The 21,539-nt window shown below is 67.9% G+C and carries 17 protein-coding genes and 2 pseudogenes; 13 read left to right on the forward strand and 6 right to left on the reverse strand.

What is annotated here, in order from left to right; all coding sequences use genetic code 11:
• The first annotated feature begins 220 nt into the window (after window positions 1-220).
• The 5 genes from LGM71_RS16870 to LGM71_RS16890 all read left to right on the forward strand — a co-directional run bounded on the left by LGM71_RS16870 (window position 221) and on the right by LGM71_RS16890 (window position 4,783).
• Window positions 221-1,264: an alpha/beta fold hydrolase gene (locus LGM71_RS16870; protein WP_226115453.1), complete on the forward strand. Its 1,044-nt coding sequence runs from the start codon at window positions 221-223 to the stop codon at window positions 1,262-1,264.
• A complete protein-coding gene (locus tag LGM71_RS16875) occupies window positions 1,264-1,800 on the forward strand; it encodes a cytochrome P460 family protein (RefSeq protein WP_226115454.1) in 537 nt (178 codons plus the stop codon). Before LGM71_RS16870 ends, LGM71_RS16875 begins: the two co-directional genes overlap by 1 nt.
• A 275-nt stretch (window positions 1,801-2,075) precedes the next feature.
• Window positions 2,076-2,432 (forward strand): DUF4148 domain-containing protein, encoded by a 357-nt coding sequence (locus tag LGM71_RS16880; protein ID WP_226115455.1) that lies wholly within the window; start codon window positions 2,076-2,078, stop codon window positions 2,430-2,432.
• Between the two features lie 83 nt (window positions 2,433-2,515).
• Window positions 2,516-3,307: an alpha/beta fold hydrolase gene (locus tag LGM71_RS16885; RefSeq protein WP_226115547.1), complete on the forward strand. Its 792-nt coding sequence runs from the start codon at window positions 2,516-2,518 to the stop codon at window positions 3,305-3,307.
• A 72-nt stretch (window positions 3,308-3,379) separates the two neighbouring features.
• A complete protein-coding gene (locus tag LGM71_RS16890) occupies window positions 3,380-4,783 on the forward strand; it encodes an amidase family protein (protein WP_226115456.1) in 1,404 nt (467 codons plus the stop codon).
• Window positions 4,784-4,962: 179 nt separating this feature from the next.
• Here LGM71_RS16890 and LGM71_RS16895 read toward each other — a convergent pair whose 3' ends face one another.
• Complete coding sequence (locus LGM71_RS16895; RefSeq protein ID WP_151050714.1) at window positions 4,963-5,577, reverse strand: LysE family translocator; 615 nt, start codon at window positions 5,575-5,577, stop codon at window positions 4,963-4,965.
• A gap of 226 nt (window positions 5,578-5,803) precedes the next feature.
• Between LGM71_RS16895 and LGM71_RS16900 the strand changes: the two genes are divergently transcribed.
• Entirely contained in the window at window positions 5,804-6,955 is a 1,152-nt protein-coding gene (locus tag LGM71_RS16900) for a porin (RefSeq protein ID WP_124620732.1), read from the forward strand.
• Between the two features lie 66 nt (window positions 6,956-7,021).
• Here the strand turns inward: LGM71_RS16900 and LGM71_RS16905 are convergent, their stop codons facing one another.
• Complete coding sequence (locus tag LGM71_RS16905) at window positions 7,022-8,041, reverse strand: zinc-dependent alcohol dehydrogenase family protein (protein WP_059601157.1); 1,020 nt, start codon at window positions 8,039-8,041, stop codon at window positions 7,022-7,024.
• 127 nt (window positions 8,042-8,168) lie between these two features.
• On the opposite strand from LGM71_RS16905, the gene LGM71_RS16910 reads away from it, so the two are divergent.
• The 3 genes and pseudogenes from LGM71_RS16910 to LGM71_RS16915 all read left to right on the forward strand — a co-directional run.
• The gene (locus LGM71_RS16910; RefSeq protein WP_226115457.1) at window positions 8,169-9,122 is read left to right on the forward strand and encodes a LysR family transcriptional regulator; all 954 of its coding nucleotides are present in this window, start codon (window positions 8,169-8,171) and stop codon (window positions 9,120-9,122) included.
• Window positions 9,123-9,133: 11 nt separating this feature from the next.
• Window positions 9,134-9,229: pseudogene (locus tag LGM71_RS33415) on the forward strand (SUMF1/EgtB/PvdO family nonheme iron enzyme); the annotation flags it as partial.
• A pseudogene (locus LGM71_RS16915) lies at window positions 9,219-9,380 on the forward strand (antibiotic biosynthesis monooxygenase); the annotation flags it as partial. The pseudogenes LGM71_RS33415 and LGM71_RS16915, both read left to right, overlap by 11 nt.
• A gap of 22 nt (window positions 9,381-9,402) precedes the next feature.
• Here LGM71_RS16915 and LGM71_RS16920 read toward each other — a convergent pair.
• Both LGM71_RS16920 and LGM71_RS16925 read right to left on the reverse strand, forming a co-directional pair.
• Window positions 9,403-10,269: a hypothetical protein gene (locus LGM71_RS16920; RefSeq protein WP_124901467.1), complete on the reverse strand. Its 867-nt coding sequence runs from the start codon at window positions 10,267-10,269 to the stop codon at window positions 9,403-9,405.
• Window positions 10,270-10,410: 141 nt separating this feature from the next.
• Window positions 10,411-11,343 carry a LysR family transcriptional regulator gene (locus LGM71_RS16925; protein ID WP_124901466.1) on the reverse strand — a complete coding sequence of 311 codons (933 nt, stop codon included), beginning with the start codon at window positions 11,341-11,343 and terminating at the stop codon, window positions 10,411-10,413.
• A 203-nt stretch (window positions 11,344-11,546) separates the two neighbouring features.
• Here LGM71_RS16925 and LGM71_RS16930 point away from each other — a divergent pair, with 203 nt between their 5' ends.
• Window positions 11,547-12,320, forward strand: a complete 774-nt coding sequence (locus LGM71_RS16930; protein ID WP_226115458.1) for a putative hydro-lyase — start codon at window positions 11,547-11,549, stop codon at window positions 12,318-12,320.
• 117 nt (window positions 12,321-12,437) lie between these two features.
• Here LGM71_RS16930 and LGM71_RS16935 read toward each other — a convergent pair whose 3' ends face one another.
• On the reverse strand, window positions 12,438-12,596 hold the full coding sequence (locus LGM71_RS16935) for a hypothetical protein (RefSeq protein ID WP_226115459.1): 159 nt from the start codon (window positions 12,594-12,596) through the stop codon (window positions 12,438-12,440).
• Here LGM71_RS16935 and LGM71_RS16940 point away from each other — a divergent pair.
• The 3 genes from LGM71_RS16940 (at window position 12,595) to pdeR (ending at window position 20,336) form a co-directional block, all read left to right on the forward strand.
• Window positions 12,595-13,893, forward strand: coding sequence for an MFS transporter (locus tag LGM71_RS16940; RefSeq protein WP_226115460.1), 1,299 nt, complete (start codon window positions 12,595-12,597; stop codon window positions 13,891-13,893). The genes LGM71_RS16935 and LGM71_RS16940 overlap by 2 nt on opposite strands.
• A gap of 121 nt (window positions 13,894-14,014) precedes the next feature.
• Window positions 14,015-17,653 carry a hydantoinase B/oxoprolinase family protein gene (locus tag LGM71_RS16945; protein ID WP_226115461.1) on the forward strand — a complete coding sequence of 1,213 codons (3,639 nt, stop codon included), beginning with the start codon at window positions 14,015-14,017 and terminating at the stop codon, window positions 17,651-17,653.
• A 679-nt stretch (window positions 17,654-18,332) separates the two neighbouring features.
• A complete protein-coding gene (gene pdeR / locus LGM71_RS16950) occupies window positions 18,333-20,336 on the forward strand; it encodes a cyclic di-GMP phosphodiesterase (protein WP_226115462.1) in 2,004 nt (667 codons plus the stop codon).
• A 51-nt stretch (window positions 20,337-20,387) separates the two neighbouring features.
• Here the strand turns inward: pdeR and LGM71_RS16955 are convergent, their stop codons facing one another.
• On the reverse strand, window positions 20,388-21,251 hold the full coding sequence (locus tag LGM71_RS16955; RefSeq protein ID WP_124620748.1) for a crotonase/enoyl-CoA hydratase family protein: 864 nt from the start codon (window positions 21,249-21,251) through the stop codon (window positions 20,388-20,390).
• Window positions 21,252-21,539 lie beyond the last annotated feature (288 nt).

Raw genomic sequence — 21,539 nt, forward strand, 5'->3', positions numbered from 1 at the left:
CGGGACGCGCCGTTTCGCAGGTGATTTTTGAATCGCTGTATGTCGTACCGGAACACAGATACGTTGGGATACAAAGCCTCCGGATGGTTCGGATATAAAACCGGTGAAGCGATTCACAAGGGCGGCGCGGTGCCACGTGCCGCCGCCGTGAACGGCGATACCTGAACGCCCGCACGTGCCGCGGGCCACTTCCTTAGCGATCGACAATGGAGAACGCGTCATGCCTGATACCGTGAACACCCGCCGCCGCCTGATTCTGGGCACGACACTCGCCAGCCTGAGCCTCGCCGACCTCGGGTTCGGCTCGCTGGCACGCGCGCAGTCGGCGCCCGATGCGTCTGCGCCGAAGCGCGCGGCCGGCGCGGCCTCGCTCGGCAAGATCCACCAGATCGACGCGGGCGTGCTGAACGTCGGGTATGCGGATCTCGGACCGAAGAACGGCCCCGTCGTGTTCCTGCTGCACGGCTGGCCGTACGACATCTACAGCTACGCGGAAGTCGCGCCGCTGCTCACGGCGGCCGGCTATCGCGTGATCGTGCCGTACCTGCGCGGCTACGGGTCGACGACGTTCCGCTCGGCCGACACCGTGCGCAACGGCCAGCAGGCTGTGACGGCCGTCGACATCGTCGCGCTGATGGATGCGTTGAAGATCGATCGCGCGGTGTTCGGCGGCTACGACTGGGGTGCGCGCACGGCCGACATCATCGCGGCACTCTGGCCGCAGCGCGTGAAGGCGCTGGTGTCGGTGAGCGGCTACCTGATCGGCAGCCAGGAGGCGAACCGCAAGCCGCTGCCGCCGCAGGCGGAATTCCAGTGGTGGTATCAGTTCTACTTCACGACCGAGCGCGGCGCGCTCGGCTACGCGGCGAATCGCGACGCGTTCAACAAGCTGATCTGGCAGCTCGCGTCGCCGAAGTGGCAGTTCTCCGACGAAACCTACGCGCGCAGCGCCGCATCGTTCCAGAACCCCGACCACGTGGCCGTCGTGATCCACAACTATCGCTGGCGCCTCGGGCTTGCGAAGGGCGAAGCCCAATACGACGACATCGAGCGGCGGCTCGCCACCGGCCCGGCCATCACCGTGCCGACGATCACGATGGAGGGCGACGCGAACGGCGCGCCGCATCCGGAGCCTGCCGCTTATGCGAAGAAGTTCACGGGCAAGTATCAGCACCGGACCATCACCGGCGGCATTGGCCACAACCTGCCGCAGGAAGCGCCGCAGGCGTTCGCGGATGCGATCCTGCAAGTGGAACACCTGTGATGCGGGCAGACACGGGTGCGTTGCGCCGCGGCGCGCGCCGTGCGCTCGTCGCGGGCGCGCTGCTGGCGGGCGCGTGGTCGGCGAGCGGTCCGGCCGCGTTCGCGGAGCCGCCGAAGCCGGCGGCGTCGCCGATCTACGGCGTGACGATCCCGCCCGGCTACCGCAAGTGGGAAATGGTCGCGCCGGCCGAGGAAGCGGCGCCGCTCGACGAATTGCGCGTGGTCCTCGGCAATCCCGTCGCGATCCGCGCGCTCGAACAGTCGACGCTGCCGTTTCCGGACGGCACGATCCTCGTGAAGCTCGCGTACAAGCGCAAGCAGTCCGAAGAGTTTGCGCCGGCGACGGTGCCCGGCCAGGCGACGACCGTGCAGGTGATGGTGAAGGATTCGCGCCGTTACGCGTCGACGGGCGGCTGGGGCTTCGGGCGCTTCATCAACGGCGTGCCGGCTGATATCGGTCAGCACCAGACCTGCTTCGCGTGTCATCAGGCGCGCGTGAAGAATCACGATTTTGTGTTCACGCGGCTTGCGCCCTGATGTGACCTGACCGGATCGGTCAGACGGAAAGGCGTGCCGCGCGTGGCACGCCTTTTTTCATGGTGGAGGGGCGGGCGATGTGTTGGTTACCGGGTTTGTATCGCACTGTATCGGGAACCGCTGCGGAAACATCGGATTGCACAACGCCCCTGTTTCGGAAACATGCCGGATACGTGAGCGGGTTCTACTGTCGACATGCAGCAAACGTTCGGTGCGAGACGTTCGCACCGGATGCCGAGTGATCGATACCCCAACTTCCTCCAAGGAGAAATCTCATGAAAGCCGCTCGAATCCTCGCAGTTGCCGTGCTCGTTTCGATCCCCGCATTGTCGTTCGCCGATACCGGCCACGGCCTCACGCGTGCCGACGTGCGCGCCGACCTTATCCGGCTCGAGAAGGCCGGCTACAACCCCGCCGGCAGTGAAGCGCATTACCCGGACGATATCGCCGCCGCAGAGAGCGCCGCCGCCGCGGCGCAGCAGGTGGCACGCTCGGACCAGAACGGCCCGTCGAAGTCGCAGGACGACAACGTGGCTGCCGTGTCGGCGCCTGCCACCCGCTACGCCGCGGCCGACAAGCGCGCCGCACGGAACGCGCGGACGGACACCGACGATCTGTACGCACATTCGTGATGCAATCGCCGCGCCTGCCGCGCGCGGGCGCGGCCGCATCGGAAACACTTCAGATGAACGACACGACGGAAAGGAGCATGAAGATGATCGGTTTGACGAAACGGGTTCTGGTGTCCGCGGCGGTGCTCGGCGGGCTGTTCGGTGCGGTCGCGGCGCAGGCCGCGCCGAAGGACGACCTGAAAGGCACGAACGTCGTGCTCGTGCACGGCGCATTCGCCGACGGGTCGAGCTGGAACCGCGTGATTCCGCTGCTCGAAGCGCGCGGCCTGCACGTCGTGTCGGTGCAGAACCCGCTGAGCTCGCTGGCCGACGACGCAGCCGCGACGAAGCGCGCGATCGACGAACAGAAGGGCCCTGTCGTGCTGGTCGGCCATTCGTGGGCCGGTGTCGTGATCAGCGACGCCGGCAATGACGACAAGGTGAAGTCGCTCGTCTACGTCGCGGCATTCGCGCCGGACAACGGCCAGTCGATCGCCGATGTCACGCAGGGGTTGCCGGCGCCGTCGTGGGCCGGCGAGCTGCGCAAGGACGGAGGCGGTTTCGCGACGCTGTCGGACAAGGCGATCGCGCAGGATTTCGCACCGGACCTTCCGCCCGCGCAGCAACGCGTCGTCGCGGCGACGCAAGGGCCGTGGTACGGTGGCTGCATCTCGGAGAAGGTCGCGCAGGCCGCGTGGCATGCCAAGCCGTCGTCGTTCGTTGTCGCGACGCAGGACCGGATGATCGATCCGAAGCTGCAAGAGGCGATGGCGAAGCGGATCGGCGCGACGGTCACGCGCGTGAACGGCAGCCACGTCGCGATGCTGAGCCAGCCCAAGGTCGTGGCCGACGCGATCATCGCGGCCGCGGAACGTGCGAAGCAGGATGCGCAGTGAGTGAATGCGGCGCCGCGTGGCGGATGACGTGGCGCCGTCGGTGATTGTGATGTCCTTTCACGAGGAGAAGTCATGACGCAGCAACTCTGGCAACTGTCGGCGACTGAAATTGCGAAACGCGTGCGGCAACGTGAAGTGTCCGCGCGGGAAGTGGCGGATGCCGCACTGGCCCGCCTCGACGCGGTGAACCCGGCGATCAATGCGGTGGTCGAGCATCGCCCCGACGACGTGCGGCGGCAGGCCGACGACGTCGATCGCGCGATCGCCCGCGGCGACGATCCCGGCCCGCTTGCCGGGGTGCCCGTGACCGTGAAGATCAACGTCGACGTCGCGGCGTTCGCGACGACCAACGGCACGCGGTTGCAGGAAAACCTGATCGCGAGCGCCGACAGCCCGTCGGTGTCGAACCTGAGAAAGGCCGGTGCCGTGCTGCTCGGCCGCACCAATTCGCCGACGTTCGCGCTGCGCTGGTTCACGTCGAACCTCGTGCACGGCCATACGTACAATCCACGCAACCGTTCGCTGACGCCCGGTGGTTCGAGCGGCGGCGCGGCGGCTGCCGTGGCCGCCGGGATCGGCCCGATCGCGCTCGGCACCGACATCGGCGGCTCGGTGCGTTATCCGGCCTATGCGTGTGGCGTGCATGGCATCCGGCCGTCGCTCGGGCGTGTGCCGGCATTCAATGCGTCGTCGCCGGAGCGTGCGATCGGCGCGCAACTGATGTCGACGACGGGGCCGATCGCACGCACGATCGACGATCTCGCGCTGGCGCTGCGTGCGCTCGCCGCACCGGACCCGCGCGACCCGTGGCACGTGCCGGTGCCGATCGACGGTCGCCCGGTGCCGAAGCGCGCGGCGCTGTGCGTGCGTCCGCGCGGTCTGGAAGTCGTGCCCGAGGTCGAGGCCGCGTTGCGCGATGCCGCGCGACGGCTCGTCGACGCGGGATGGGCGGTCGAAGAAATCGACGATACGCCGCCGATGCGCGAGGCCGCGCTGTTGCAGGAGCAACTCTGGCTCGGCGACGGATTCGATGCGCTGGCAAACGCGGTGGCGAGCGACGGCGATCCGGGCGCGGCTGCGGTGATCGCCGCCGTGCGCGGCAAGGTGCGCGATCTGCCGGCCGACGTGATCAGCCGTGCGCTCGTGCGGCGTACGACGCTGACGCGGCAATGGCGCCTGTTTCTCGACGAATATGCGGTGTTGTTGTTGCCGGTGTCGTCTGAGCTTCCGTTTCCCGACGATCTCGATCGGCAAGGGCCGGAAGCGTTCGAGCGCGTATGGGAAGCGCAGCTCACGCTGCGGGCGCTGCCGGCGATGGGGCTGCCGGGGCTCGCGGTGACGACCGGGATCGTGAACGACGTGCCGGTGGGTGTGCAGGTGGTTGCCGCGCATCATCGCGAGGATCTGTGCTTGCTCGCGGGGCGTGACATCGAGGGGCGCGGCGCGCCGATCGTGGCAGTCGATCCGGTACGCTGATGCGGTGACGGGCGTGATGCGTCGACGATGCGCCACGCCCGTCGGCCATCGTTCCATCGAAGCGCGCCGTTCGACCCGGCGCGCGATTTCATTTCGGATTCCGTTTCAACGTGTGGCGCATCGCGCGCAGGGTGTCGCAAGTTGCCCTTTTCCGTGGCGATGCGGGGCCGCAATGGCGCTCAGCGCCCGGCCAGCATCCGCCCGCCGAGCCCCATCAGCAGCAGCCCGGCCGTCGTGTCGAGCACGGCCTTGCGCCGGATCAGCAGCCGCCGCACCGACGGGTGCGACGCGAGCAGCGCCATCGTGCAGTACCACGCGCCCGAAATGCCAATCGACAGCGCGACGACCGCGAGATCGAACCACGCCGGCGCATGGGCCGGCACCATCAACGCGAAGATACTGCCGTAGAACGCGACGGATTTCGGGTTCGTCATGCTGACCACGTAACCCTTCTTCGCGGCATGCCAACCGGAGGACGCGGCCGGCGCGGAAACGGCGAGCGGCTGGCGCGCGGTCAGCACCATTTTCAGGCCGAGCCAGATCAGGTACGTGGCGCCCGCGAGCCGCAGCGCGCTGTGCACCCAGGCGACGTGGGTGACGAGCAGGCCGAAGCCGGCAATCGCGATCGCGGCCCAGGTGCCCGATGCGGCCGCGAGGCCGAGCCCGGTCATCACGCCGGCGCGGCGCTGCGCGACCGCGGTCGACGTGACGATCACGAAGTTCGGGCCTGGGCTGGCCACGCTCAGGAACAGGACGCCGGCGAGCGGCAGCAGGAGGGCGATGGTGGTCGACATGGCTTGGGCGGCGAAGCGACGGAAGGAGCGTTCATCTTACCCGAGCGCGACGCACCGGCCGTCGCACGGCTGCGACCGCGATTGTTGACGGCGTTGGAAAGGTCCAATCCAGAAAGAGCAATAGGTGCCGCGAATATGACCGATTATTCTCCCGAGCGCTATACCGGCAGGCGGACACGAATGCTGTCGGACTGCTTACAAAATCAATCGCTCAGGGAGGCCTTTCATGAAACGCATCGTCGTATCCGGTGGTGTCGGCGCGGTATTCGTCTTGACCGCGGCATCGTCCGCATTTGCGCAGAGTTCCGTCACGTTGTATGGCCTCGTCGATACGGCGATCCGTTATCAGACGAATGCCGGCCCCGACGGGAAGGACCTGATCGGAATGACGGTCGGCCCCGAGACGCACAGCCGCTGGGGCTTGCGCGGCAGCGAGGATCTCGGCGGCGGCCTGTCGGCGATCTTTCGTCTGGAGAACGGTTTCGAGCTCGGCGACGGCAAGCTGCACGTCGCGAACACGCTGTTCAGCCGGCAGGCATACGTCGGCCTGTCGAGCGACCGGTACGGCTCGCTGACCTTCGGCAACCAGTACGCCCCGCTGTACGACACGATGGGCGACGTGTTCGATCCGATGACCGTCGGCGACTACTGGCAGGACAGCTGGGCGTACAACGGCATCGGCAATTACCTGACGGTGCCGAACTCGGTGAAGTACAAGTTCTCGTACAGCGGCTTCAGCGTCGATGCGATCTACGGGTTCGGCAATCATGCCGGCGCGATGGGCCTCGACAGCACGTACGGCGTCGAGCTGACCTACGCGCAAGGGCCCGCGTCGATCAACGCCGGCTACCAGCAGACCTCGGTGTCGTCGGTGAACGGCAGTTCGGTCAACGGCGCGAAGGTGAGCTTCGTGCACGTGAGCGGCGCGTATCAGGTCACGCCGTCCGTGCGCCTGCTGGCCGGCTGGCTGCACGGTCAGGACAAGACGGGCACGACGGACTTCAACATGCAGCAGGCCGGGGCGCCCACGCTCGGCGGCGGCAGCCCGAATCGCATCGACGATACGTTCTACGTCGGCGCGAACTGGCAGGCCACCGCGCCGCTGCTGATCACGGTGGCCGGCTATTACGGCCATGCGCGCAATGCGGAGCGGCTCGACGGCACGCTCGGCTCCGGGATCAACTACTCGGCGACCGTGCTGGCCGAATATGCGCTGTCGAAGCACACCGAGGTGTACGGCACGGTCGATTTCGCCCGCGGCAACGGCGCGTTCGCGGCCGACTATCCGGGTGCCACCAACCGGCTCACCGGCAAGGTCGACCAGATCGGCAGGACCAACAACGTCGGGGCCGCGATCGGCCTGCGCCAGATGTTCTGACGACGGCGCGCGCGGCTGGCGCGAAGCGTGCGGCGAGGAGAAGGCGGCGTGCGCCGCCTTCATCCGTCACGACGCGACGCGAATCACGACCTTGCCGAAATGCTGTCCCGACTGCAGGCAGGCATAGGCCTGCGGCGCTTCGTCGAAACCGAACACGCGATCGACCACCGGCTTGATCCGTTTTGCATCGACGAGCCGCACGACGTCGTCGAGCATCGCGCGGCTGCCGACCATGAAGCCGTGCAGCTTCCTGAAGCCGCCGATCAGCGAAAGCAGCCCGAGTTCCGGGCCGCCGAAGCTGCTGAGACCGCCGATGACCGATACGATGCCGCCCATTTTCGTCGCGGCGACCGAGCGCGCGAGCGTATCGCGTCCGCCGACTTCGATGACGAGATCCGCGCCCGCACCGTCGGTGAGCCGAAGCACTTCATGCTGCCATTCGGGTGTCGTGCGGTAGTTGATCGTTGCGTCCGCACCGAGTGCGCGGGCGCGTTCGAGCTTTGCATCGCTCGACGAGGTCACGATCGTGCGCAGTCCGGCCGCATGCGCAAGCTGCAGCGCGATGATCGATACACCGCCCGTGCCGAGCAGCACGACCGTCGCACCCGGTCCCAGCCCGCCGTCGACGAACAGCGCATTCCACGCGGTGATGCCCGCGCACGACAGCGTTGCCGCCTCGTCGTAGTCGAGATGCGCGGGAATCGCGACGAGCGCGGTTTCGTCGGAGACGAAGCGTTCCGCGAGCACGCCGTCGAAATGCGAGCCGGGTGACCCCGAGACCTTCCGCGGCGTGGGCGGCCCGTCGATCCAGCGCGGGAAATACGTGTTGATCACGCGATCGCCCGGCTTGAACCGCGTGACGTCGCGACCGGTTTCGACGACTTCGCCCGCGCCGTCGGCGACGGGTATCAGCGCTTCGGTGCCGATGCCGAGATAGTCGCCGCGCGCGAACATCAGGTCGCGATAGTTCAGTGCGGCCGAGTGGATCTTCACGACGACGTCGGTCGGCCCGACCGGGCGAAGCGTCGCGTCGACGCGACGGAGCCCGGCAATGCCGTCCCCCGGTTTGATTTGCCATGCATGCATGTCGACTCCTTTTTCGAGATGGACCGGACTATCATAGTGTTGCGCAGCGGGACGCATTGGCGAGAATTCGGCCAACGATTGTCGCCGTGGCGGACACAAACCTGTCATCCCACCGGAGCGGAATTGCATGGACGAGCGGCTGAGAGGCATCGCCGAATTTGTCGACGTCGTGGAGTCGGGCAGCTTCGCGGCGGCGGCGCTGCGCCTCGGCATGACGCGCTCGGCTGTTGCGAAGATCGTCGCGCGGCTCGAACAGCGGCTCGGCGCGCGGCTCTTGCAGCGCACGACGCGCCAGATCGGCTTGACCGACGAAGGGCTCGTCTATTACGAACAGTGTCGGCGGTTGCTGGCCGAACTCGGCGAGACGGAAGCCGCGCTCGACGCGGGCCGGCGCGAGCCGACCGGGCGCGTGCGGGTCAGCGTGCCCGTGCTGTTCGGCCGGCAATGCGTGGCGCCCGTCGTGCGGCGCCTCGTCGAGCACCATCCGCGGCTTGAAATCGACGTGTCGTTCAGGGATCGCGTCGCCGATCTCGTCAACGACGGCTTCGACATCGCGGTGCGTATCGGCCCGCTGGCCGACACGAGCGCGCTGGTTGGCCGCAAGCTTGGGGTGCAGCGCATGGGCATCTGCGCGTCGCCGACCTATCTCGATCGTCATGGCCGGCCGTCGCGGCTCGACGAACTCGCACTGCACGACGGCATCGCCTATTCGCGCGGCGGGCAGCCGACGCCGTGGCGCATCATCGGCGCGGACGGTGCGGTGCACGACCATCGCCCGGCAGGCCGCCTGCGATTCGACGACCTGCAGGCGATCGCAGACGCGGCGGCATCCGGCGCGGGCCTCGCGTGGCTGCCGTGCTGGCTGATGGCGCCGTACGTGCGCGACGGCCGTCTCGCGCTCGTGATGGACAGCGACAGCGTGTCGGGCGCCGAAGTGTTCGCGGTGCGGCCGGCGTCGCGCAACGTGCCGATGAAGGTGCGCGTCGTCATCGATGCGCTCGTTGACGAGATTCCGCGCATGCTGGCGTCGGACGACGCGGACGGCGAGCGCGTGCCGCAGCGCATCGTCCACGCTTCGTAGCCACGACGCACGCGCGCGCGTTTGCGCACAGGTTCGGCCGCGACCTGCCGACCGAAGCCGAATGGGCATGCGCGGGCAAGGCCGGTCGCGACGACGCATCGCTCGACACCCGGCTACCTCGGCGAGGAGGCATGGGAGAACACCGAGGCGGGGCCGATCCGGAACGTTTGCTACCGGGAATCGGAAGCCGCGCTGCAACAGTTGATTCGGCATCCCGCGCATCTGGAAGCGAAGGCGAAGCAGGCACACTTCCCGGACGTTCGCGTGAACGACGCACCGTTCAGTTTTCGCGTTGCTGGGCGACGTCGCGCGGCGCGTCCGTCTGCGTCGCGCGCTCCCAGATCGGGAACATCGCGTTCTGTACCGACGTCTGCGCGTCGATCACCTTGCGATGATCGATGCCGGGCAGGTCGAGCAGCCGGTCGACCGCCGCCTTCGCGCCTTCCGCGTCCTGCGGGAACGCGCAGGCAAGCTGCTTGCGCGTGTCGAACAGCATCCACCACACGTCGGACACGAACGGCCCCTGGTCGTTAGTCTCGATCGCCACCGCGCCGAGTGCGGACAGCGCGATTCCGCGTATCGCGCCTTGCGGGTCGATTGCGCTGATCTGGGTATCGGTCGCGGTGACGGTCCATCCGCCCGGCTTGCCGATCGAGCGGATCGGCACCGTGCCGGCATTCGACGCATCGGCGGCGCCGTTTTCGGCCGCGGCGGAAACCTCGCCCGCCGCGACAGCGCCTCTCATCTTGCGCTCACCGACCCACGGCAATGCCGCCGCGCCGACCATCGCCGCGATCCACAGGTAGTACCCGAATCCGAAATCGCTGATCGTTTCGACCCGTGCGTCGGTCGGCAGCGTGTGCCACGCGAGCGCGAGCACCACGACGACGCCGAGCAGCCCCGACACGGTCCGGTTCGGCTTGACCAGCGCGGCGACGAGCAGCGGATTGCCGAGCCAGGCGAACTGCAGGTCGAGCATCCCGAGCCAGCCGAGCGCGAGCACCGTGTAGCCGTGCCACCAGCTCACCGCACCGGCCCCATTGGGCGGCTCGGCGAACGCGGGCAGCAGCAGCGACGCGACATACACGGCGATGACGACGATGCGCGCGCGTTTCAGGGAAGGGGGGGAAGCGGTGCGAGTCTGCATGTCTGCCTTCTTGTTTCTTGTCGTGCAGGGGCGTGCGAAACGATGAATGCCTGACGGCCATGCCGGCATTCACAAAGCGAAGCGGGTGTCACAAGTGTCGAGTGCGATTGTGTGCGATTCGCGCGGCGATGTCGAACCACCTCAAAGCGCCTCGACCAGCAACCGGTTGCTCTTCTCGCAATACTCGTGACAAGCGGCCCGCGCCGCGATCGACGCCCCATGCACGAACTTCGGCGCGTCCGCCCGCCGCGACATCGACACGACGATCGACGGCGGCGACGGCTGCAGCGGTAGCTCGACGACCTCGCCGCTGGCGATCAACGCATCGACGAACAGCACCGGAATTGCCGCCACGCCGTAGCCGTCGCGCACGAGCTGCACGATCACCGAGATCGACGGCGAGCCGGTGATGCGCGTCTCCGACAGCGGCACGCCATGCGCGTGCGCCAGCGTGCGCACGATGTCCTCGAGCGCGCGGTGGGGCGCGGTGCCGCGACCGTAGGTCAGGATCGGCTGGCGCAGCACCTGCCGTGCGAGGCCCGTGCGCGTGGTCGGCAGCAGCCCCGCGCGCGCGATCCAGCGCACCGGATAGTTCGCGAGGGCGTCGCAGACGACCGATGCCTCGTCGCTGCCCTCCACGCGAATGATCAGGTCGAGTTCGCCGGCCATCAGCCGGCGCTGCAGCACGACGCTGACGTCGACGGTCAGGTCGATCTCCAGCTGCGGATAGTCGGCGGCGAGGCGGCGTAGGTAATGCGGCAGCCAGCTGTGCACGACCGTCTCGATCACGCCGAGCCGCAGCTTGCCGCGCAGCGCGCTTTCGCCGGCAGCGGCGGCCTGCAGCTCGTGCGTGGCCTCGACGACGGCCTTCGCATAGCCGAGCAGATATTCGCCGTTCGGCGTGAGCCGGAACTCGCGGCTGTCGCGATCGACGAGCACGGTCTGCAATTCGTCCTCGAGCGCCTTCAGGCGCTGCGAGATCGCGGCCGGTGTCGCGTGCAGCGCGGCGGCCGTCGTGCGGAAGTTGCGCAGCTTCGCGAGCGTGACGAAGGTTTCGAGGAAACGCGTGTTCATGGCGATCGGGCGGACGGTGGATGCGCAGCTTGCCGGTGAAGAAAAGTGAACGGGACCGGGGAAAACCCCGAGATCCGTTAAGAAATTCTATACACGCGGTGCAAAAAAACTCGTTGGCGACGAAATTTTTTCTTTTCTATTCTTCGCCGTATCCGCTGACGCAACCGTCATCCCGACGACATATCGATCTGCCAACGACCATCATGACGCCTACCGAATTCCGCCAGTCCGTACGCAACGGCGCATTCCGCAGCCCGACGGCCGGCCAGTGCGGCCCGTTCGCGCAAGCGAACCTCGCGATCCTGCCGGACGCGTACGCGCACGATTTCCTGCGCTTCTGCCAGGCGAACCCGAAGGCGTGCCCGCTGCTGGGCGTGGGCGAACCGGGCGCGTTCCGGCTCGACGTGCTCGGCGAGGATCTCGACATCCGCACCGACGTGCCGAGCTACAACGTATACCGCGACGGCCGCCTGACCGGGCGGGTCGAATCGCTCGAAGCGCTGTGGCGCGACGATTTCGTCGTGTTCGCGATCGGTTGTTCGTTCTCGTTCGAGGACATGCTGGCGCGTGAAGGGATCGGGTTGCGCCACATCGAGGAGGGGCGCAACGTGCCGATGTACCGCACGTCGATTCCGAATCGCCGCGCGGGGATCTTCGGCGGCCAGCTGGTCGTGTCGATGCGCCCGCTGCGCGGCGCCGACGCGATCCGCGCGGTGCAGATCACGAGCCGGTTCCCGGGCGTGCACGGCGCGCCGGTCCATATCGGCCATCCGCGTGAACTCGGCATCGCCGATCTCGGCGCCCCCGATTTCGGCGACGCGGTGACGGTGCGCGACGACGAACTGCCGGTGTTCTGGGCGTGCGGCGTGACGCCGCAAACCGCGCTGATGGAGGCGAAGCTGCCGCTCGCGATCGCGCATACGCCCGGCTACATGCTGATGACGGACATCACGAACGCGTCGCTGGCCGTGTTCTGATCCGGCTGGCGCCGGCGGCCCGCACGGTTGCTGGTCTGGCCCCGACGCGGCGGCGCGTCGCGACCGCAGACGATCCGCCCGACCGGAGGGCGGCGCGCAGCCGCGGCCCGGCGATCGCTAGCACGACGTACGACACACCACGCACCACGCACCACGCACGACACGCACGACACGCACGACACGCACGACACGCACGACACGCACGACACGCACGACACGCACGACACGCACGACACGCACGGTTTCGACCGCACATTTCGACAGGAGCTTCACCATGGAAAGCAAGACCCTCGCGGCGCCCGCCGCCGACCCCTCGGGCCCCGCGCGCAACGGCCTGTTCGGATGGTATGCGGACGCGCAGCCGCGCGAGCGACGCGCGTTCTGGAGCTGCAAGGTTGGCTACATGCTCGACGGGATGGACACGCAGATGCTGTCGTTCGTGATCCCGACGCTCGTCGCGACCTGGGGCATCTCGCTGGCGGACGCCGGCTTCATCGGCACGATGACGCTGCTCGCGTCGGCGGCGGGCGGCTGGATGGCGGGCATCCTGTCCGACCGGATCGGCCGCGTGCGCACGCTGCAGCTGACGGTGCTGTGGTTCGCGGTGTTCACCGCGCTGTGCGGGCTCGCGCAGAACTACCACCAGCTGCTCGCGGCGCGCGCGCTGATGGGCTTCGGCTTCGGCGGCGAATGGACGGCCGGCGCGGTGCTGATCGGCGAAGTGATCCGCGCGCGCGATCGCGGCAAGGCGGTCGGCCTCGTGCAGTCGGGCTGGGCGATCGGCTGGGGGCTGTCCGCGCTGCTGTATGCGCTGCTGTTCTCGGTGCTGCCGGCCGAGCAGGCCTGGCGCGCGCTATTCCTCGTCGGCCTCGCGCCTGCGCTGCTGGTGGTCGTGATCCGTCGCTACGTGAAGGAGCCCGACGTCTACGAGAAGGAGAAAGCCACGCAGGCGAAGGTGGCGGACGCGCCGCGCCTCACCGAGATCTTCGCGCCGAAGCTGCTGTCGACGACGCTGCGCGCGGCGCTGCTGACGACCGGCGCGCAAGGCGGCTACTACGCGATCACGACCTGGCTGCCGACGTTCCTCAAGACCGAGCGGCACCTGACCGTGATGGGCACCGGCGGCTATCTCGCGATGATCATCCTCGGCTCGTGGGTCGGTTACCTGACGAGCGCATACCTGACCGACCGCCTCGGCCGCAAGCCGAACTTCATCCTGTTCGCGGTCGGCTCGATGGTGATCGCGTTCTCGTACACGTCGCTGAACCTGACCAACGCGTCAATGCTGTGGCTCGGCTTCCCGCTCGGTTTCTTCGCATCGGGCATCTTCTCCGGGATGGGGGCGTTCCTCACCGAACTGTTCCCGACTCGCGTGCGCGGCTCAGGGCAAGGCTTCTGCTACAACGTCGGCCGCGCGATCGGCGCACTGTTCCCGTTCCTGATCGGCGCGCTGTCCAAACAATACGGGCTCGGCATGAGCATCGGCATCTTCGCGGTCGCCGCGTACGGCGTGGTGATCGTCGCGGCGCTGACGCTGCCTGAGACGCGCGGCCGCGAACTCGACGCTGCCTGAACGCGCACCCGCCCGCCACCGTTTTACCACTCCCTGTTCATCGAAGCCCTCACGCGGCGCGCGACGCGCGCCGTGCGGCGGCGCTCGTCTTTCGAATCAACGACGCATCGAGTTCATCGCCATGACTGATCGACACATCTTCCCCGTTTCCTCCGACGCCGCGCGCTGGCAATTCTGGATCGACCGCGGCGGCACCTTCACCGACATCGTCGCGCGCCGGCCCGACGGCTCGCTCGTCACGCACAAGCTGCTGTCGGAGAACCCCGAGCAGTATCGCGATGCGGCCGTGGCCGGCATCCGCCACCTGCTCGGCCTCGCCGACGGCGAGCCGATTACGCCCGAACGCGTCGACATGGTGAAGATGGGCACGACGGTGGCGACCAATGCGCTGCTCGAACGCAAGGGCGAACGCATTGCGCTCGCGACGACGCGCGGCTTTCGCGACGTGCTGCGCATCGCGTACCAGAACCGCCCGCGCCTGTTCGACCTCGACATCGTGCTGCCCGATGCGCTGTACGAGACCGTCGTCGAAATCGACGAGCGGATCGGCGCGCACGGCGACGTCGTCGTGCCGCTCGACGTGCAGGGTGCGCAAGCAGCGTTGCGCCGCGTGTTCGACTCGGGCGTGCAGGCACTGGCCATCGTGCTCATCCACGGCTATCGCTACACGGCGCACGAACGCGCGCTGGCCGACCTCGCGCGCCGGATCGGCTTCACGCAAGTGTCGGTGTCGCACGAGGTGTCGCCGCTGATGAAGATGGTGTCGCGCGGCGACACGACCGTGGTCGACGCGTACCTGTCGCCCATCCTGCGCCGCTACGTCGAGCAGGTCGCGCACGAGATGCCCGGCGTGAACCTGCAGTTCATGCAGAGCAGCGGCGGCCTGACGCGCGCCGATGCGTTCCAGGGCAAGGACGCGATCCTGTCCGGCCCGGCCGGCGGCATCGTCGGAATGGTGCGCGCCGCGCGCGCGGCCGGCTTCGACCGCGTGATCGGCTTCGACATGGGCGGCACCTCGACCGACGTGTCGCACTACAACGGCGAATTCGAGCGCGTGTTCGAGACGCAGGTGGCCGGCGTGCGGATGCGCGCGCCGATGATGAGCATCCACACGGTCGCGGCCGGCGGCGGCTCGGTGCTCGGTTTCGACGGCGCGCGCCTGCGCGTCGGGCCCGAATCGGCCGGCGCGAACCCGGGGCCGGCCGCGTACCGGCGCGGCGGCCCGCTGACGGTGACCGACTGCAACGTGATGCTCGGCAAGATCCAGCCCGATCATTTCCCGCGCGTATTCGGCCCGCATGCGGACGAACCGCTCGACCGCGACGCCGTGGTCGCGAAATTCGCCGCGCTCGCCGACCAGATCCACGTGGCGACCGGGCGGCGCGACACGCCCGAGGCGCTGGCCGAAGGGTTCCTGGAAATCGCGATCGGCAGCATGGCGAACGCGATCAAGAAGATCTCGGTGCAGCGCGGCCACGACGTGTCGCGCTACGTGCTGACGACGTTCGGCGGCGCGGGCGGCCAGCACGCGTGCGGCGTGGCCGACGCGCTCGGGATGACGCAGGTGTTCGCACATCCGCTCGCGGGCGTGCTGTCCGCCTACGGGATGGGGCTTGCCGACCAGACCGCGATGCGCGAGCGCGCGGTGGAGGCCGTGCTGTCCGATGAATCGTTGCCGGCGCTGAATGCCGCGCTCGACCGGCTGACCGACGAAGCCGTCGGCGCGCTGCTCGAACAGGGCGTGCCGCCGGAGCGCATCGCGACCGAGCGTCGCGTGCACCTGCGCTATCAGGGCACCGATTCCGCGCTCGACGTGCCGGCCGGCAGCGTCGCGGCGATGCAGCGGGCGTTCGAAGCCGCGTACCGGCAGCGTTACGCGTTCCTGATGCCCGGCACGCCGCTGGTCGCCGAACTGGCATCGGTCGAGGCGATCGGCCGCTCCGATGCGCCGGTCGAGATCGCACCGCTCGTGCCGCGCGACGAGGGCGCGGCGCCGCACGCGCACGGCGCCGTGCGTTTCTATTCCGGCGGCCAATGGCATGACGCGGCGCTGTACGTGCGCGACACGCTGCTCGCCGGCGACGCGATCGATGGCCCCGCGATCGTCGCGGAGAAGAACGGCACGACCGTCGTCGAACCCGGCTGGCGCGCGCGGATGACCGCGCAGGGCAACCTCGTGCTGACGCGCACGACGCCGCTGCCGACGCGCCGCTCGCTCGGCACCGACGCCGACCCGGTGCGGCTCGAGATCTTCAACAACCTGTTCATGTCGATCGCCGAGCAGATGGGGCTGCGGCTGCAGAACACCGCGTATTCGGTGAACATCAAGGAGCGGCTCGACTTCTCGTGCGCGATCTTCGACGGCGACGGCAACCTGATCGCGAACGCGCCGCACATGCCCGTGCACCTGGGCTCGATGGGCGAGAGCATCCGCACGGTGATCGAGCGCAACCGCGGCCGCATGCGCGACGGCGACGTGTTCATGCTGAACGACCCGTATCACGGCGGCACGCATCTGCCGGACGTGACCGTCATCACGCCGGTGTTCGCGGACGGCTCGGACACACCGTTGTTCTACGTCGGCTCGCGCGGCCACCACGCGGACATCGGCGGCACCACGCCGGGCTCGATGCCGCCCGATTCGACGCACATCGACGAAGAGGGCGTGCTGATCGACAACTGGCAGCTCGTGTCGGCGGGCGCGCTGCGCGATGCCGACACACGCGCGCTGCTCGCGTCGGGCCGCTATCCGGCGCGCAACGTCGAGCAGAACATGGCCGATCTGCGCGCGCAGATCGCGGCGAACCAGAAGGGCGTCGACGAACTGCGGCGGATGGTCGAGCAGTTCGGCCGCGACGTCGTGCTCGCGTTCATGCGACACGTGCAGGACAACGCCGAGGAGGCGGTGCGGCGCGTGATCGGTGCGCTGCAGGACGGCGCGTACCGCTATCCGCTCGACAACGGCGCGGAAATTCATGTCGCGATCCGCGTCGATCGCACGGCGCGCCGTGCGGAGATCGACTTCACCGGCACGTCCGCGCAGCTCGATAACAACTTCAACGCGCCGAAGGCCGTCTGCATGGCCGCGGTGCTGTACGTGTTCCGTACGCTGGTCGGCGACGACATCCCGCTGAACGCCGGCTGCCTGAAGCCGCTGACGGTGATCGTGCCGGCGCGCTCGATGCTGAACCCCGAGTATCCGGCGGCGGTCGTGTCGGGCAACGTCGAGACGTCGTCGGCGATCACCAATGCGCTGTACGGCGCGCTCGGCTGCGTCGCATCGAGCCAGGGAACGATGAACAACTTCACGTTCGGCAACGATCGCTACCAGTACTACGAGACCATCGCCGGCGGCAGCGGCGCGGGCGACGGTTTCGCGGGCGTCGGCGCGGTGCAGACGCACATGACGAACTCGCGGCTGACCGACCCGGAGGTGCTCGAGTGGCGCTTCCCGGTGCGGCTCGACTCGCATCGGCTGCGCGCGGGCTCCGGCGGCGGCGGGCGCTGGCGCGGCGGCGACGGCGCGGTGCGGCGGATCCGCTTCCTCGAGCCGATGACCGCGTCGATCCTGTCGAACAACCGGATCCACGCACCGTTCGGCGCGGCGGGCGGCGAGGCCGGCGCGCTCGGCCGCAACACGATCGAGCGGGCGGACGGCACGGTCGAGACGCTCGAGCACGTCGGCCGCGCGCAGATGGCGCCGGGTGACGTGTTCGTCGTCGAAACGCCGGGCGGCGGCGGTTACGGCGCGGCGGGCTGAGCGGCGCGGCGAGGCAATGCAACGCGCGGAAGCGGTGCGGCGGCGTGCCCGCCGGACGGTTTTTGCGCGTGGCGGCCGGGTAATCGCACCGGTTCCATCACATGCCGCCGCCGTGCCTGCGCGAGGCGGCGATATAGTCGCTCGCACTAATCGGCCCGCTATTGCACGAGTCATGGGAATAATGACGCGGATTCCCGCATGAACGGAAATGGAAATTCCCCATTCCGCGTGCCGCCCAATGCGATCCGACCCCGCGAGAACGCCATTGGGGGCAGATCGTTGACGGGCGATGGCGATTTCCCGCAAACGCCCGCCTGGCAAGGCGCGCCGAGGGATCCGCCGGCCCCGCTCAGGGCCGCTGCGAGCACCCGCGCGCCGGTCGCCGATCACGAAAAATCCCGCGTGCCAATCGAGTGCCGATTCCTTGACACCCCGTGTCAAATGTGAGTGCCAATCCTTGTCGTCATTTGATAAGATGGCTTCCATCATTCGCTTGGAAACCTGCGCGCGACATGCGCGAACGCCGGTTCGCATTGGTTGGAAACAAGTACGGAACGAGGGCCGCTGGCACAGTCATCACGACTGCCCCGCCGGGTACGCATGCAGCGCGCCCGGGGATCGGTGGCGGCCGGCTCGCCTCCGTCTACACTGTGCGTTTTTTCTGGATCGGGGCGTGTCCATGGATGACGAAAACGATAGCGCCGTGCTCGAAGCGCATCTCGGTACGCGTAGCCCATGCTGGCGTCTCGGCAGCGACAGCAATGCGCTCGAACTGGCCGCCGTTCGCGGCCTGACCAATGTCGCGGTGGCACTGACCGGCGAGCAGGCTGCGCGGATCCGCGTGCTGACCGGCGTCACGTCGCACCTCGTGCTCGAACTCGCGCTGTTCGGCGATCCGGTCAGCCTCCATCTGGTCGGCCGGAAGGTCGATACCGCCAATTGGGCCGGCACGGCCTCCGCCTATTCCGATACCGCGTCCGTCGCGAGCGACCTCGCGCACGGGCTCGCGTTCGCCGAGCAGGTCGTGTCCGAAGTGAATTCGCTCGTCGTGATCCTCGACCGCAACGGCATGGTGCAGCGCTTCAACCGTCTGTGCGAGGAAGTGACGGGCAAGCGCGAGGTCGACGTGATCGGCCGCAGCGCGTTCGAGCTGTTCATGAGTCCCGAGCAGGGTGCGCAGTCACGCAGCAACATCACCGGCTTTTTCGCGAGCAACCGCTCGTTCGCGGTCGAGCGCTACATCAACACGGTCAACGGCCCGCGCCTGTTCCAGTTCCGCAACAAGTTCGTGCAGAGCGGCAGCGGCGTCGACGAGCAATATCTGATCTGCTCGGGCATCGATGTCACCGAGGAGCGCAAAGCGCAGCAGCGGCTCACCGAGCTCGCGAATACCGACGTGCTGACCGGCTTGCCGAACCGTCATGCAATCAGCGAGCGCATTCGTGTCGCGCTGGCCGCGGACCGCACCGACGTGCGCGGCCAGGTCGGCATCCTGTTCCTCGATCTCGACAACTTCAAGCGCGTCAACGACCACTACGGGCACATCACCGGCGATCGCCTGCTGCAGGACGTGTCCGGGGTCATCGGCGGCTGCCTGCCGTCCGGCGCGACGCTCGCGCGGCTCGGCGGCGACGAATTCCTGGTGCTGTTCGAGCACGGCACGCGGCCGCTGCTCGAGGCGACCGCGCAGATCATCCTCGAGCGGCTGCGTACGCCGATCCACCTCGGGCTGGTGGAGGTCTACACGAGCTGCTCGATCGGCATCGCGATGTATCCGCAGCATGGCGATTCGCTCGAAACGCTGATCCGCAGCGCCGACACCGCGATGTACGTCGCGAAGGAAGAGGGCAAGCATACGTACCGCGTGTTCTCGCTGGAGATGAACCAGAAGGTCGCGAAGTACATGTGGCTCGACACGAACCTGCGCAAGGCGCTCGAGGAAGAGCAGTTCGTGCTGCACTACCAGCCGGTCGTCGACATCGCGACCGGCGACGTGCACAGCGTCGAGGCGCTGATCCGCTGGCAGTCGCCGGATCGCGGGCTCGTCGCGCCGATCGAGTTCATCCGTTTCGCGGAGGAGTCGGGGCTGATCGGGCCGCTCGGCCGCTGGGTGATGCGCACCGCGGCCGCGCAGGCCGCCGCGTGGAAGGCGAAGGGGCTCGGCGTGCGGATCGCGGTGAACGTGTCGGCGCGGCAGTTGCAGGACATGAACATCGTCGACCAGTTCGCGTCGATCCTCGACGGCGCGGGGCTGAAGCCGAGCCTCGTCGACATCGAGCTCACCGAAAGCAGCTTCATCGAGGACGAGGAGTCGGCGCACGAGCTGATGAAGCAGTTCCGCCAGCTCGGCGCGGAGATTCACCTCGACGATTTCGGCACCGGCTATTCGTCGCTGTCGCAGTTGTCGCGGCTGCCGCTCGATTCGATCAAGCTCGATCGCACCTTCATCACGGGCATCGACCGCAACCCGCGCTCGCAGGCGCTGGTGCGCTCGGTCGTGTCGCTCGCGAAGGCGCTGAGTTTCTCGGTGGTCGCCGAAGGTGTCGAGACGCACGCGGAAGCCGAATTCCTGAAACAGATCAACGTCGATCACGCGCAGGGGTTCTACTTCGCGCGGCCGATGCCGGCCCAGGCGTTCGAGGCCTGGCTCGCGGAAACGAGAAAGCTCAGGCTGATCGCCTGAGCTCCACCGCATGACGGGCGCCGCCGCTTTCGCGGCGGCGCTTCGCTCACATCACACCGTGCGCAGCTTCGACACGCGCCGGTTCTGCAGCATCACCAGACGTTCCATGTACGCGAGATCCTTCGGCTCGATCGTGAACGCCGCGTGAACCCATTGCTCGGTGATGTCCATCAGCTCCGAACGCGTGAGATTGAACACGCGCTCGCGTGCGCGCAGCATCGCGCGGATGCCGTTCAGCTTCGGCTTCATCACGTCGATGAAGGTGCGCGTTGCGAGATACGCGTCGCCCGCGTCGAACGTCTGGTCGATCAGCCCGCGATCCTCGTACCACTCGGCCGCATGCGCCTCGCCGGACGAGATCAGCGATTCCGCGACCCCTCGGTCCGCCTTCCGTGCGACCAGCGAATAACCGCCCATGCCCGGGAACAGGTTGAACGCGATCTCGGGAAAGCCGAGTTTCACGCCCTTCTGCGCGAGCATGTAGTGGTGCGCGAGGGCGGCCTCGAAGCCGCCGCCCAGCGCGCTGCCCTCGACCATCGCGATCGAGATCGCACCGGTGCCGAAGCCCGTGTAGATCTCGTACACGCCGTCGATGCACGAGCGCGCGTAGGCCATCAACTGGTCGCGGCGGCCGCTGCGGATCGCGTCGACGAAGAAGCTCAGGTCGCCGCCGACGTTGAACAGCTCGGGGACGAGCGAGCCCGTCACCCAGAAGTCGAACGGCAGGCCCGAGTCGCGTGCGACGCGCGCGAGATGGATGATGTCGGTGACGAGTTGCTGGTTGAAACACGGCCGCGGCTCCGATCGCAGCATCATCCACATGACGTTGCGGCCTTCTTCGTAGAACGCGGTCAGTTGCGTGAGTTCGCCGGCTTCGTAAAACGGACGGCACGCCGGATGGGATTGGAGTTGCATGGTATGTCCTCGTGAGATGTGGTTTTCAGGAACCGCCGCGGCCGGCGTCGTGGAAACATGCCCCCGGGCGGCGCCGGCCGCGAGGCACCGCCATTGTTGCGCGCGCACAAATGTCGAATTGCGCGGAGCAACGCATGAACGGGACGCGAGTGGGCAGCGCGTTCGGCGCGAACCGTGCGAGCCATGCGAATGACGCAATCGATGTGATCGTTCGGCGGGAAAACGACGACGAGGAAGGCCGGGATTGGGCGCGGCGTCCGGGGCGCGCGGCGGTGAGGGTGGTCGGTG

Origin of the sequence: Burkholderia sp. AU33545, from assembly GCF_020419685.1 — a bacterium.
Lineage (GTDB): Bacteria > Pseudomonadota > Gammaproteobacteria > Burkholderiales > Burkholderiaceae > Burkholderia > Burkholderia diffusa.